At 69.3% G+C, this 12,632-nt stretch carries 13 protein-coding genes; 9 read left to right on the forward strand and 4 right to left on the reverse strand.

From position 1 onward, the window contains the following. The 3 genes from OZN99_RS14690 to OZN99_RS14700 form a co-directional block, all read right to left on the reverse strand. A partial coding sequence (locus tag OZN99_RS14690) for a hypothetical protein (protein ID WP_270935993.1) occupies positions 1–411 on the reverse strand: 411 nt, incomplete at its 3' end. A gap of 98 nt (positions 412–509) precedes the next feature. Beyond that, the gene (locus tag OZN99_RS14695) at positions 510–746 is read right to left on the reverse strand and encodes a hypothetical protein (RefSeq protein ID WP_270935994.1); all 237 of its coding nucleotides are present in this window, start codon (positions 744–746) and stop codon (positions 510–512) included. Positions 747–947: 201 nt separating this feature from the next. After that, positions 948–2,101, reverse strand: a protein-coding gene (locus OZN99_RS14700; protein ID WP_270935995.1) for an IS3 family transposase whose coding sequence is annotated in 2 segments (ribosomal slippage) — positions 948–1,834 and positions 1,834–2,101 — 1,155 coding nt in all. Because the reading frame shifts where the segments join, the coding sequence is not laid out codon by codon here. A gap of 76 nt (positions 2,102–2,177) precedes the next feature. Between OZN99_RS14700 and OZN99_RS14705 the strand changes: the two genes are divergently transcribed. The 5 genes from OZN99_RS14705 to OZN99_RS14725 all read left to right on the forward strand — a co-directional run bounded on the left by OZN99_RS14705 (position 2,178) and on the right by OZN99_RS14725 (position 6,201). Beyond that, positions 2,178–2,609 (forward strand): hypothetical protein, encoded by a 432-nt coding sequence (locus OZN99_RS14705; RefSeq protein WP_270935996.1) that lies wholly within the window; start codon positions 2,178–2,180, stop codon positions 2,607–2,609. A gap of 329 nt (positions 2,610–2,938) precedes the next feature. Further along, on the forward strand, positions 2,939–3,127 hold the full coding sequence (locus tag OZN99_RS14710; RefSeq protein WP_270935997.1) for a hypothetical protein: 189 nt from the start codon (positions 2,939–2,941) through the stop codon (positions 3,125–3,127). Between the two features lie 379 nt (positions 3,128–3,506). Further along, positions 3,507–4,538: a fumarylacetoacetate hydrolase family protein gene (locus OZN99_RS14715; protein ID WP_270935998.1), complete on the forward strand. Its 1,032-nt coding sequence runs from the start codon at positions 3,507–3,509 to the stop codon at positions 4,536–4,538. 78 nt (positions 4,539–4,616) lie between these two features. Further along, a complete protein-coding gene (locus tag OZN99_RS14720) occupies positions 4,617–5,594 on the forward strand; it encodes an MBL fold metallo-hydrolase (protein WP_270935999.1) in 978 nt (325 codons plus the stop codon). 310 nt (positions 5,595–5,904) lie between these two features. Beyond that, on the forward strand, positions 5,905–6,201 hold the full coding sequence (locus OZN99_RS14725) for a phosphoribosylglycinamide synthetase C domain-containing protein (protein WP_270936004.1): 297 nt from the start codon (positions 5,905–5,907) through the stop codon (positions 6,199–6,201). A gap of 3 nt (positions 6,202–6,204) precedes the next feature. Here OZN99_RS14725 and OZN99_RS14730 read toward each other — a convergent pair whose 3' ends face one another. Beyond that, positions 6,205–7,050 (reverse strand): hypothetical protein, encoded by an 846-nt coding sequence (locus tag OZN99_RS14730; RefSeq protein WP_270936000.1) that lies wholly within the window; start codon positions 7,048–7,050, stop codon positions 6,205–6,207. A gap of 309 nt (positions 7,051–7,359) precedes the next feature. Between OZN99_RS14730 and OZN99_RS14735 the strand changes: the two genes are divergently transcribed. The 4 genes from OZN99_RS14735 to OZN99_RS14750 form a co-directional block, all read left to right on the forward strand. Then, positions 7,360–7,590: a hypothetical protein gene (locus OZN99_RS14735; RefSeq protein ID WP_408611847.1), complete on the forward strand. Its 231-nt coding sequence runs from the start codon at positions 7,360–7,362 to the stop codon at positions 7,588–7,590. Positions 7,591–8,062: 472 nt separating this feature from the next. Continuing rightward, positions 8,063–11,047 carry a hypothetical protein gene (locus OZN99_RS14740; RefSeq protein ID WP_270936001.1) on the forward strand — a complete coding sequence of 995 codons (2,985 nt, stop codon included), beginning with the start codon at positions 8,063–8,065 and terminating at the stop codon, positions 11,045–11,047. A 65-nt stretch (positions 11,048–11,112) separates the two neighbouring features. Continuing rightward, complete coding sequence (locus tag OZN99_RS14745; RefSeq protein ID WP_270936002.1) at positions 11,113–12,081, forward strand: Bug family tripartite tricarboxylate transporter substrate binding protein; 969 nt, start codon at positions 11,113–11,115, stop codon at positions 12,079–12,081. Positions 12,082–12,089: 8 nt separating this feature from the next. Beyond that, the coding region (locus tag OZN99_RS14750) for a methyltransferase family protein (RefSeq protein ID WP_270936003.1) at positions 12,090–12,632 on the forward strand (543 nt) is incomplete at its 3' end.

Here is a 12,632-nt window from a genome sequence, read left to right on the forward strand (position 1 = left end):
CGGCGCCGGGGCGTCCTCGTCCCGCGGCGCCTCCTCCGCCCCGCCCGAGGGCGCCGTGTCCGCGCCCGTCGCGCCGGCCTCCGCGGTGGCGCGTCGCTCGGCGTTGCGGCGCGCGATGGCCTCGGCGCTCTGCTCGTCCTCCTCCGGCGCGTCGCCGGCGTTCGGGTCAATGCCGATGGCGCGCAGCCCGTCGTCGGTGATCTTGAGCAGCATCTCGTCGCCCTCCACCGTCCACTTCGCGATCGCGTCGTAGGCGGGGCGGTGCACGCCGATCACCAGGTCCTGCTTCAGCAGCGCCTGCGCCACCTTCTGCCGCGCTCCTGCGGGCAGGCGCTCGGGCGGGTAGGCCAGGTGCTCGGGATGCTCAGCGGCGGCGGTGAGGATCGCGCGCTGGGTGTCCGAAAGCTTCATCGTCAGGGTCTCCGGTTCCGGGAACCGACCGTCGCCCCCCTACGGCCGGGAGCCCCGCCGGGTGGAACCCGGTCGGGGCGGTGCGGGAGTGGCCCGCGCTAAGCGGCGTATTCACCGCGGCGGAAATGCTGGTCGGCGATGTCCTTCAGCTTCGCTGTGGCGTCCGCGAGCCATGCGGCCTCGCCCCAGAGCACCGTCTCGGGATCCGCGCCGAAGTGATCCGCGCTGGCCTGCTGCAACTCGGCGAGCAGGGCGTCGAACTCCGCCTTGTGCTTCAGGAAGGCGGCGAGGCTGCGCTCCCGGTTGCGCGCGGCGCGGGCGTCTCGGTCGGTCATGGTGCTCTCCGTCTGCGGCGCGGTGCTCCGCGCGTGACGGACCATTCGCGCTGCGGCGGGGGCTGAGCCAAGCGCGATCGAGCGTCGCGTTGCTGCTATGATTCGGGAGTTCTGATCACATCATGATCGCCGTCGTGCAGCCGGGCCGCGTGGCCTCGCAGCGCGAGTGACCAGCCCGCATTGAGTGGTCCGGGTGGAATTTTAGTGGGCCATCGCAGCCGAGCCTGCTCCTGAGCTGATCTGCGACCTGGCCAGTGGCACCGTCTCCGGAGCGGGCGGGCGGTACCCGAGCGACGAGTGCGGCCGGATCCGGTTGTAGTGCCGCCGCCATTCCTCGATCAGCACCTGCGCCTCGCGGAGCGTGTTGAACACCTCCCCGTTCAGCAGTTCGTCCCGCAGCTTGCCGTTGAAGCTCTCGACGTAGCCGTTCTCCCACGGGCTCGCCTTCTCGATGTAGGCCGTCTTCGCCCCGACGCCGGCGATCCAGCACTTCACCGCCTCGGCCACGAACTCCGGCCCCTGGTCCGAGCGAATGTGCGCCGGCGTCCCGTGCCTCAGGAACAGATCGGCCAGGGTGTCGATGACATCCGACGAGGTCAGCCTCCGCGCCACCCGGATCGCCAGCGCCTCGCGCGTGTACTCGTCCACCACGCACAGCATCCGGAACTTTCGGCCCTCCCGTGTCCGGTCCTCAACGAAGTCATAGGCCCAGACGTGGTTGGCGTGCTCCGGCCGCAGCCGGATACAGGAGCCGTCCGCCAGCCACAGCCTGCCGCGCTTCGGCTGCCGCTGCGGCACCTTCAGCCCCTCGCGCCGCCAGATCCGCTCCACCCGCTTGCGGTTCACCGCCCAGCCCGCCTCCCGCAGCAGCGCCGTGATCCGCCGGTAGCCATACCGCCCGTAGCGCTTCGCCAGATCGACGATGTCGGCCGTCAGCGCCGCCTCGTCGTCGGATCCTCGAGGCGCCTTCCGCTGCGTCGATCTGTGCTGCCCCAGCACCGCGCAGGCCTTCCACTCCGACACGCCGAACTCGCGCACGACATGCTCGACACAGGTCCGCCGCCGCGCGGGGCTCACCACTTTCCCGAGGCAGCTTCCTTGAGAATGACCTTCTCGAGCGTCAGGTCCGACACCGCCTTCCGCAGCCGTGCGTTCTCGCGCTCCAGCTCCTTCAGCCGCTTCACCTGGTCCAGCTTCAGACCACCGAACTCCGCCCGCCAGCGGTAGTAGGTCGGCTCCGTCACCCCGATCGCCCGCACCACATCCGCCACCGTCTTCCCCTGGCCGACCAGCACCTCCGCCTGCCGGAGCTTCGCCACGATCTCCTCCGGCGTGTGCGCCTTCTTCCGCGCCATCCCCATCACCCCCTCCGCTGCCGCCGGATTACATTACCGGCGGACCGCTTCTACGGGGGCAGGTCAAGTGGGGGGCGTGAGCAGAGGCGTCGCCTTCGCGCAGATCGGCATCATCGGCTTCGACGGGCAGATCGAGCTCGAGACGCTGCGGCTCTACGGCCTCCCGGAGGACGCCCCGGCGATCCTCTACGGCTGCCCCTCAGTGCCGGCCGGGACGCGGACGCTGGCGCTGGAGACCAGCTGGGACCTGCCGAGCCTCGTCTCCGGCGCAACGGCCAACGTCGACGTCAATGTGCCGGCACGAGACGGGGCGACTTCGCCGCCCCACGCTCGACACCAGCAGCATCGCCTTCGTTCTGGACTGCCACGTGTGGAGCAACAACAGCGTGCGCGTGACCGCGCGCAACATCAGCGCTTCGACGGTGGATCTCGCCGCGGCCCCGCTGGCACTGCAGGTGACGAAGCGGCGGTTGGCGTAGCCAATTCAGAATACGCGATCGGTCATTAGCAATGGCGTATCCGACGGCACCAAGCCCTGATCGCGCGCGAGCGTCCGCGCGAAGAACAGCATGAGCTTGCGGCCGTCATCGTCGGCTTCGGCACGGTCGTATTGTCGGACGCGGGACGACTCCCTTCTGGCCTCGTGATGGGAGGATGCCAGCAGGGAAAGCTCGGAAGCAGGCCACGTCGGTGAGTGCGCTTAAAGCGTGGCCTTCGCGCAGATCAGGGTCGTGGTCTTCTATGGGCAGATCGAATTCGATACGCTGCGGCTCTACGGTATTCCGGCGGAGCCGGCCGAGCCTGGCGCCGGGGGCGACATCGCTGCTCGATGTCACGGTGAACGGGGCACGCGCGGGCGACCTGGCGTCGGCGTCGCTGGTGTCGTCGACGCGCTTCATCGAGCTCGATGCCGCGGTGTGGTCGAACAACACGGTGCGGGTGATGGCGCGGAACATCTCGGCGGCCACGTTCGACCTGGCGGCCGCGACGCTGTCGGTGGAGGTCACGAAGAGGCGGGTGCCGTGAGCGGCAAACCCAACGCCGTTCGGTGTCGTCGGCTTTGGCGGGCTGATCGACCGTATCCCTCCGGCGACGGCGCTGGCGGCCGGAGGAGAAACCGCCGATCATCGCCGAGCAGGACGAGTCCAGGGCAAGTCGCCGACGTCGCACGTCCGAACTATATCAGCCGCCACCTGCTTTGGCAGTGGCGGGACCCGGACCTCTCTTGGCCGCGGCGGATCAGTGGACACAACCTACGAAGCACCTATGCCGGTAAGCGCAACTCGCTTCTCGGCGTTGCCCCAGATCAATGAGCTTCGATTGAGAAGAAGTTAGATTGTTGTGCCACTCAACGCTGAGTCACTGTGTAATTGCCTGCCCTGAAACGGGATTGGAACATTGAGCCATGAAACTGATTCGCTTCCATGTCGCGGCCGCGCCCGCCCCCCTCTTCGGCCTGGCGGTCCGCGATCGGGCCGTTTCATTTTCCGTCTTGCAGGCCAAGGCAGGGACCTCCCACCCCCATCTGGCGGACAGCCGGGCCTATCTCACCGGCCTTCCAGACAGCGAGCGGATGGCCAAGGACTGTCTCGCCTGGGCCGAGCTGCATCTCGCCGAGCTTGGCCCGGACGAACGCTTTTCGCTCGACGCCGTCCGGCTGCTCGAGCCCGTGGAGGTCGCCGCGCTGTATGATTTCGGCCTGACGCCGCGGCACCTGAAGAACTCGGCCGAGACGATGATGACGTATGAGAAGGACAACCCGCAGACGGCGCCGCTGCTACAGGCCTTCGCCAAGGCGGTGATGACCCCGAAGCCGAAGGCGGCGCCCGGCCAGCCGGAACCGCTGTCCTACTACAAGGGAAACATGAATTCGATCGTCGGGGATGGCGAGACGGTGCCCTGGCCGGCCTACACCTCGCGGCTCGATATCGAGCCCGAGCTTGCCGTCGTCTATGGCAACGAGCGCCAGCCGGTCGCGGGCTTCTGCATCTTCAACGACGTCTCAGCGCGCGACGTGCAGGCGACCGAGTTCGTCGGCGGCTTCTGCCTCACGAAGGACATGGCGAAGGGCAACCAACTCGGCCCATACTTGGTCACTGCCGACGAGGTGGGCGATGCCTACAACCTCGGGGTGACCGTGCGAGTTAACGGCGAGGTGAAGTATCGGGGGTCGACCTCCGACATCAGCCACAAGGCGGAGGCGGTGTTTGCCTGGCTCAATTTCATCGCACCGCTGAAGCCGGGCTCGGTGATCGGTTTCGGCACCATTCCCGATACGACTGGTTGCGACCATAACGACTTCGTCGATCCAGGCGCAGACATCGAGATCACCTTCGAGCAGCTCGGCACGTTGCGGTGCCGTTTCGCCGAACCGGCCGGCCGACTGCTGCCTAGCCGCTGGCCGCTGCGCGAGGCGCTGCGGAAGTTCCATGGATAGCAGGGCACACCGGGCGGCGATGGCGCGGCCCGTCGGTGGCCACTTCTCAACGCCCGCCCGACACGAAGGATGCGCCCGATGGAGATGAAGCAGGTCAGCGACAACTGCTTTGCCGTTCTGAATGAGAAGAATCGCGTCTGCGATGCCAATTCCGGCCTGATCAACCTGGGCGGCGGCGTGGTGATCGATACGCAGTCGGACCTGCCCCATGCGCGCGGGATGATCGACCTGTTCAGCCGCGTCTGGCCCGGCATGCCCAAGCGCGTGATCAACACGCATGAGGATGGCGACCACGTCTGGGGCAACCAGCTGTTCGAGGGTGCCGAGATCATCGCCCATAGCTCCGTGCCGGAGCGGATGAAGATCGTCGCGAAGCCGGAGGAGACCCGCCACCTGCTGGCAGGCGTGCGGAACCCCATGACCTGCGAGGCGATGGGCAAGGTGCATCCCGGCCTGGTGGCGGCCGGGCGGCAGTTGGCGGAGGACTACGACCTCACGGGGGTCGAGCTGGTGCTGCCGACGACGGTGTTCGACAAGCGGCACGAGCTGGACCTGGCCGGCACGCATGTCCACCTGACGCATGTCGGCCCATGCCACCAGTGCGGCGACACAATCATTCACGTCCCGAAGGAGCGCGTGATCTTTGCGGGCGATGTCCTGTTCCGGCGCTGCACGCCTATGGGCTGGACGGGTTCCTACGCGAAGTGGTTCGAGTGCCTCGACCTGATGATCGCGTTGAAGCCAGAGGCGATCGTGCCCGGGCATGGGCCCGTCTGCGGCGTCGAGGGTGTGGTCGAGATGAAGGCGTATCTCGAATACGTGCTGGCGGAATCGCGACGGTGCTTTGATGACGGGCTGACCGCGCTGGATGCGGCGAAGAAGATCGAGTTTGGTCCCTATGGCGACTGGAAGGCGCCGGCGCGGCTCTACATGAACGTCGAGCGCGCCTATCGCGAGTTCCGCGGCGAGCCACCCGACGCACCCTGGGATTCGCCCGGCACCTTCGATGCGATCTATCACCTCGCAAACGCGAAGGGCGTGCCCGTTGAGTTTTAGCCCGCCTGGGAGCCGGCACGCAGCAGCGTTCCGCCCGTGGTCGATCTTCGGCGATCTGGCGCAGGCGTCTACAGTCAGCGTGCGGTTTGAGAACGGCACGGCAGGCACGATCGATCTGGGTAGCGGCACGCTGCGGGTAAGGGTGGAGAGGGCGTGATGGCAGCCACCGAAGCGCGAGTGGGCGACATGGCCAGCGCCTCGCTCGCGAACGGTAGCCGACTCATTGAACTGGATGCTGCGGGCGGAGGGCGACGTTCTCGCCACGCTCGAAGCCTGCGCGACATGAGATCTCGATTTCGGATTGGTGCAGATGCGGGATGATGCGTCGGTCGTCGTCGTCATGGCCGCGCGCGGCTATCCGGGCACCTATGCGAAGGGCAGCGTGATCAGCGGCCTCGACGATGCCGCTGCGATGCCAGGGGCGCGCGTGTTTCATGCGGGAACGAAGCGTGTCGATGGCAGCGTCGTCGCCGATGGCGGGCGCGTGCTCGGCATCGGTGCACGCGGCGCCACGGTGGCGGCGGCGCGCGCGGCTGCCTACGCGGCGGTCGACCGCGTGGTGTGGCCGGAGGGGTTCTGCCGGCGTGATATCGCCGCGCGGGCCTGAGCCTCAGCCGCGGCGGCGGGCGAGGCCGAGCAGCACGAGCCCGGTGGCGAGAAGGCCAAGCGGCGCTGGAGCCGGAACGGCAGTTGCCTCTTGCAGATCGAACCGCCCGGTCAGCGTGTACTGATCGCCATCGCCGCTGCCCTGGAACCCGAACGCGAGCAGCTGGAACCCGCAGGCGACGCAATTGCCGGTGCCGGACGCGGGCGGGAGCGGGTATGTCCCTGCGGCATCGAGCGTGTTGCCGATCGCGGCGACGCCGACGCCATCGACCCCACCGGCGATGAGCCCAGGTGCCAGGCCGAACTGCGACAGGGCGCCCATCGAGACCCCGTCGTCCCGGCCATCGGCCAGCGTCGCGTTGCCGGTGAGACCATAGGTGAACGCGTTCGCGCCGAGGGCGAGCGGGCCACCGAAGGTGACCAGAAAACTGGTTGCTGCGCCGTTGTTGACGACAGCAAGGGCAGCGTCGATGAAGGGGTTGGGGCTGAAGGCAAGGCCAGTCAGCGCAATCCCATCCTGACCGGACGGGATCACCGAGCCGTCGCCCAGCTTGACGGAGCCATCGCCGAGCAGCGCAATCGGCGTCACCTCACGCACGGAACCATCGCCGAGCGTGCGGAACGACGCCCCAGGTACGGGCGTGACGGAGCCGTCGCAGGCGACGAGGACAGAGCCGTCACAGGCGATGAGCACCGAGCCGTTACCCGTCGCGGCGTCGGTCACGAACTGCAGTGCGCGCGAGAGCGAGCCAATGCTGTAGCTCACGGTCAGCAACGGTGCCGCCTGCACCGAAGAGACCACGGTCACGGCGCCCAACCCCACGAGAGCTGCCCATGCGCGAAATTTCATGACGTTCCCCTCCCAACCGTCGTACAATCGGACCGGTGCGCGACGCCCCATCGGTCATCCAGCTCGGGATAGAATCGATTTGTCAAGCGACCGGAGGTGGCAGACGCGCACGCCGCTAGAGGCGCTTCTCGAAGAACACGCGGGGGTGTGCGTCGGCGCCATGGGGTGGCGGGGCGCGGTGCGTTTCGACGTAGCCGGCTGCAAGCGGCACCTTGATGCCCACGACTACGGCTACAAGGCGTGGCCCATTCGTCATCGCCGGAAGTGAGCAGGAACCGATCTGAACAGCCGAATTTCCGCAGCCTGCTAGTGCCGGTCCCGCATGCTGTCAGCTTCACCGCGCTGAACGAGCAATTGCTGGTGGACTGCCGGCGTCGGCTCGGCGATCAGCTGCGCGGCCAGAGGGAGACGATCGGCGCGCGGCTGGCGCGGGACCAGGCGTGCTTGCATGACCTGCCGCCGACGCCCTACGACGCCTGCGACAAGCAGCCGGGGCGGGTGAGCTCGCTGTCGCTGGTGCGGTATCGCAGCACCGACTAGCCCCCGAAGTGGCGGAGAGAATACGGCGACGGTTCGAATCCGGTCGCACTCCCTCCGCCAGTTTCCATACGAGCCGTGCTCTCCGCCTGACCGAGCGCCGCGCTGAGGGGCAGGTTTTCTGGGCGCTCGGTGGCTGACCTGTTGACCTGCCGCGCCCGCGGGCGGCCCCGGTCGCGTCTCCGCAGGCCCGGTTCTCTCCGAACCTGTTGACCAGCCTGATTTAGTACGGATGCCAAGATGCAAGGCAGAAGGCCGATTTCCGCGCGATCGGCACTCGCTCTGGTTCGCATCCCACTTGGCCGAAGTCCGTACTTTGATAGCGAACACTTCAGTACAGCGTCTGCATCTGAATCGATACTGCACCGCCTGCTGCTCGGCACCACCGATCGACATCCGCCCAAAGGGTTTCAGCGAGGCGGCCTTGCCGCTTAGCCTTTCCAATCGGGAAGCGGGCAGGAGACGGGATGCGCCGATGGACCCGCGCTTGAGTGCGACGGCCCGCCACCTCATAGGTGCGCTTGGCAAGCTGTCGCCGCCGCGGCTCGGCCGGGCCTTCGACCGCGAGCGGCTGTTCTCCGCGCTGGACGATCTGGCAGGGTATGCGGGCGTCTGGATCGCCGCCCCGCCCGGCGCCGGGAAGACGACGTTGGTCGCCACCTGGCTGCGAGCCCGCGGCCGGCGGACGCTGTGGTTCCAAGTGGACCGCGCGGATGCTGACCCTTCGACCTTCTTCGCCTCGCTCGACAGCCTGGCGGCCAGCACGGCGGGCCGGTCCATCGATCTTCCCGCTTTCGGCGCGGATGACCTGCCCGACCTGGCGGGCAGCCTGAGTCGTCGGCTTCGACTGCTGCTCGACCACCTGCCGCCCGATTGGACGCTCGTCCTCGACAACCACCAGGACCTCCCGGCCGATCACCCGCTGCACCAGGCGATCGCCCGTGTCCTCGGCGAACTGCCGTCCGGCGTGCAGTGGCTCTTCGTCAGCCGGGAGCCGCCGCCGCCGGACTACGCGCTGGCACTCGCCCGCCAGCATCTCGCCATCCTCGACGCCGAGGCGTTGCGCTTCGACGAGGCGGAGACGCGCGACCTGGTGCGCCTGCACGGCCGGCCGGAGGCCATGGCCTCGGCACTCGCGGCCGCCGAGGGCTGGGCTGCCGGCCTCACCCTGATGCTCCTCGGTTCACCCGCCGACGCGGTATTGCCGGCACCTGGTGCGCGCCACCGGCTCTTCGACTTCCTGGCGGGCGAGGTGCTGCGGCGCATGACGGAGGCGGAGCAGCGCGCACTGGCGGCCATCGCCCACCTGCCGAGCGCTACCGCCAGCCTTGCGCGCCGCGTCAGCGGCCACCGGGACGCCCCGGGCCTGCTGGAACGCCTTGCGTCATCGAACCTCTTCACCGACCGCCGCGAGGGGCCGGAGCCCACCTACACCTTCCACACCCTGTTCAGCGAATTGCTGCGCCGGCGCTTCGAGGCGACTGCGGCGCCGGAGGAGGTGGCAGCGCTGCACCGCCACGCCGCATCCCTGCTGATCGAGACGGGCGCGACGGACGCCGCGATCGGTCTTCTCGCCGCGGTCGGTGCCTGGGCCGAGGCCGAGGTGGCGCTGCGCGACGCCGCACCGCGCTACGTCGCCGAGGGCCGCACCGGCGCCCTGCTGCGGCTGATCGAAGCGATCCCGCCGGAAGCGCGCAGTGGCCTGGCCTATTGGCACGGCCTCTGCCTGCTGGACCGGGCTCCCGCCGCCGCGCTGCCGTGCTTCGTGCTCGCGCATGAGGCTGCGGAAGCGGCGGGCGACGTCGGAGCGTCGCTGGCCGCTACGGCGGGGGCGGCCAATGCGCTGGTCTCGCTCGGACGGCTGCACGAACTCGACCGCTGGATCGCGGTGCTGACGCGCAACGCCGATCGCGCCGCGGTGCCGGGCGACGACGCCGCGGAGATGCGCCTCGTGCCGGGGCTGCTCGCCGCCATCGTCTATCACGCGCCATGGCACGATCTGGCTGAGCCGCTCGCCGACCGCGCCGAGCGACTGCTGCACCTGGATGCGGCGCTGGGCCAGCGCCTCCTGGTTGGGCCGCTGACCCTGCACCTGCTCTGGCGGGGGCAGCTGGACCGGCTGGAGCGTGTGCTTCTGCGTATCGACGCCATGTCCGTAGGCCGCAACGCCGCACCGATAACGCTGAAGCGGTGGTGGGATGTGAGCGTCTCGGTCAAGGCGCTGATCGGCCAGCATGACTCCGCGCGCGCCGATGCCGAACAGGCCAACGCCCTTGTGGAGAAGGAGCCGTCCGTCGCCTCGCAGCGCGCGAGTGCCGAGCTGATGGCGGCCTTCGCAGCCCTCGCCGTCGCCGACGGGGTGACCGCGCGGCGGCACCTGCGCAACGCCGCGGCGGGGCTGAATCCGCAGAGCTCCGTGGAGGTGACCGCATATGAGCGTCAGCGCGCGATGCTCGCGATGCTGGAGGGCGACCCTCTCACCGCGCTGCGCCTGTCGCGCGCCGCGGTCGCCAGCGCGCGCGCCAGCGGGTTCCATCTCCGCGAGCACATAGCGCTGATTGCTCACGCGCTGGCCGCTGCCGATGCGGACGCGCATGACGAGGCACAGGCGATCCTCGACGAGGTCTTCGCGCACCCGTTCCACGCCGTCTGCCGCTGGCACCACTGGGTGGCGGGCGCGGTGGCGGCCTATGCAGCGCTGCGCAGGGGGGCGCAGCAGGAGGCGCTGGACCATCTCCGCGTTGCCCTCGCCGTCGCGCGGGAATGCGGCTTCCGCCACAGCCCCATTCTGCTCTGCTGCAGCGACCTGCTGCCGCGGCTCGCAGCGCTCGCACTCAGGCATGGAATCGAGCCGGAAGTTGCTCGGGACATTATCCTCCGCAACGACCTCAAGGCCCCACCCGAGGCAGCCGCGGAATGGCCCTGGACGATCAGGCTTCGGCTGCTCGGTGTGCTGGAGATCGAGCGCCGGGGTGCCCCGCTCCCCGCCGCGCGCAAGGAGAGCCGGCGGCTTCTCGATCTGCTGCGGGTGCTTGCAGCGTTCGGCGCTTCGCCGGTCCCGCAGGAACGGGTCGCCGACGCGCTCTGGCCTGACGCCGACGGCGATGCCGCGCGCAATGCGCTGGATACCGCCCTCCATCGGCTACGCCGTCTCCTGGATGGCGACGACATCATCCTGTCGCGCGGTGGCACGTTGCAGTTCAACCCCCAACGCTGCTGGAGCGACGTCCGCGAAGCCGCGGCGCTGCTGGCCCGGCTCGAGCAGGCCCCGCCCGTCGAGCGCGCCGAGGCAGCTGCAGCCCTGCGCCGGCTCTACCGCAGCCCGCTCCTGCCGGACGATCCGCTGGCGCTGCTCGCGGAGCGGCGGGCTTCCCTGCACCGGCGGGTGCAAGCCGCCCTGCAGGCGCCGGGCAGCGTGCGGGTGACCGCGAAGGCGGGCGAATCCGTAGCCGATCCGTGAGTCCCCGGCCGGCACCATCGCGCCATGACGGGCCGCGTGGTGCGGCCGCCGGGAGGAACACTACCATGCAGCGTCGCAGCCTGCTTGCGGCCACCGCCTTCGCGGCAGCGCCGCGCATACTCCTTGCCCAGGCGGCGGGATCCTGGCCCGCCCGCCCGATCCGGGTCATCCTGCCGACCCCGCCGGGCGGGCCGGCCGACGTCATCCTGCGCGCCGTCGGGGCGCACATCTCCGCTTCGCTGGGCCATCCCCTGACGCCCGAGCACCGCCCCGGCGCCGGCGGCACGATCGGTGCGGCCGCGGCAGCCGCGAGCCCACCCGACGGGCAAACCCTGACGATGTCCTTCGTCGGCCCGCACGGTGTCGCCCCCGGCGTCTACCCCGCGCTGTCCTACGACCCGGTCCGGGATTTCACGCATCTCGCGCTGCTCGCCGAGATCCCGCTGACCATCGCCGTCGCGGCCACGTCGCCGCTGCGCGACCTCGGGCAGTTCTTTGAAGCCGCGCGGCGCAACCCCGGCCGCATTCGCGTCGGCACGCCCGGCAACGGGACCATCGCACATGTGGCGCTGGAGCAGTTCCGCCGGCTGGCTGGCATCGAGCCGATCCATGTGCCCTATCGCGGCGGCGTTTCCGCGGTGACCGACCTCATCGCCGGCAATATCGAGGCGACCATGACGTCGCTCGGCGAGGTCGGCCAAAACGATCGGCTCCGTATCCTCGCCGTGGCCGCCCCTGCGCGCCTGCCGGGTTGGCCCGATCTCCCGACCTTCGCCGAGGCAGCACGCCTCGATTTCGTCGCCTCAGTCTGGATCGGTCTCTCCGCCCCGGCGGGCCTTCCCGAGGCCATCAGCGACCGCCTGCACCGCGAGGCCACGGCGGCGCGGACTCAGCCCGACGCGATGGAGCGGATCGTGGCCCTTGGCTCGGCGCCCGACCGCGCCCTGTCCCGTGCCGCCTTTACGGATTTCGTGGCGCGGGAAGCGCAACGCTGGACGGCAGTGGCGCGCGAAGCCGGCGCCCGAGCCGAATAGCAGCCGCCATGACGGAGGAGCGACCACCGGCCGCCGACCTGCTGCGGCTTGCGATGGCCTACCAGGCCTCGGCCGCGCTGCATGCGGCAGTACGGCTCGGCATCGCGGATGCGCTCGACGGAGGACCGCAGTCGGTGCCTGGTATCGTGGAGGCCATCGGCGGGGACGTGCATGCCCCCGCGCTGAAGCGCCTGCTGCGTGCGCTTGTCGCGCTCGGCGTCCTGGAGGAGGCGCCAAGTGGAACCTTCGCCCTGTCCGCCGTCGGCCGAACCTTGCCCGCGGGCAACCCGGGCTCGCTGCGCGACCTCGTGCTTTTCTTCGGCCATGCGGATATGTGGCGAAGCTGGATGGAGCTCGAGCGCTGCATCCGCACGGGGCAAACCGCCGGGATGCTGCTGTTCGGCAGCGAGGACGCTTTCGTGCGAGGGGCTGACCTAGCTAAGGGTGGAAAGGCTAGGTTGGAGAGATGGTTAGGCGCCGTCGGAGCCGGCTGTCGCGTTCGGTTCAGCAACGGCTGCTGGAGTACTTCGTCGCCGGCACGCCGGCGCGGA

The sequence above is a fragment of the Falsiroseomonas oryzae genome (genome assembly GCF_027856955.1).
Classification (GTDB): domain Bacteria; phylum Pseudomonadota; class Alphaproteobacteria; order Acetobacterales; family Acetobacteraceae; genus Falsiroseomonas; species Falsiroseomonas oryzae.

Excerpts from the sequence above, each read along its gene's own strand:
- OZN99_RS14695 (WP_270935994.1), bottom strand. The coding sequence starts at position 746 with ATGACCGACCGAGACGCCCGCGCCGCGCGCAACCGGGAGCGCAGCCTC.
- OZN99_RS14715 (WP_270935998.1), top strand. The coding sequence starts at position 3,507 with ATGAAACTGATTCGCTTCCATGTCGCGGCCGCGCCCGCCCCCCTCTTC.
- OZN99_RS14720 (WP_270935999.1), top strand. The coding sequence starts at position 4,617 with ATGGAGATGAAGCAGGTCAGCGACAACTGCTTTGCCGTTCTGAATGAG.
- OZN99_RS14725 (WP_270936004.1), top strand. The coding sequence starts at position 5,905 with ATGCGGGATGATGCGTCGGTCGTCGTCGTCATGGCCGCGCGCGGCTAT.
- OZN99_RS14730 (WP_270936000.1), bottom strand. The coding sequence starts at position 7,050 with ATGAAATTTCGCGCATGGGCAGCTCTCGTGGGGTTGGGCGCCGTGACC.
- OZN99_RS14740 (WP_270936001.1), top strand. The coding sequence starts at position 8,063 with ATGGACCCGCGCTTGAGTGCGACGGCCCGCCACCTCATAGGTGCGCTT.
- OZN99_RS14745 (WP_270936002.1), top strand. The coding sequence starts at position 11,113 with ATGCAGCGTCGCAGCCTGCTTGCGGCCACCGCCTTCGCGGCAGCGCCG.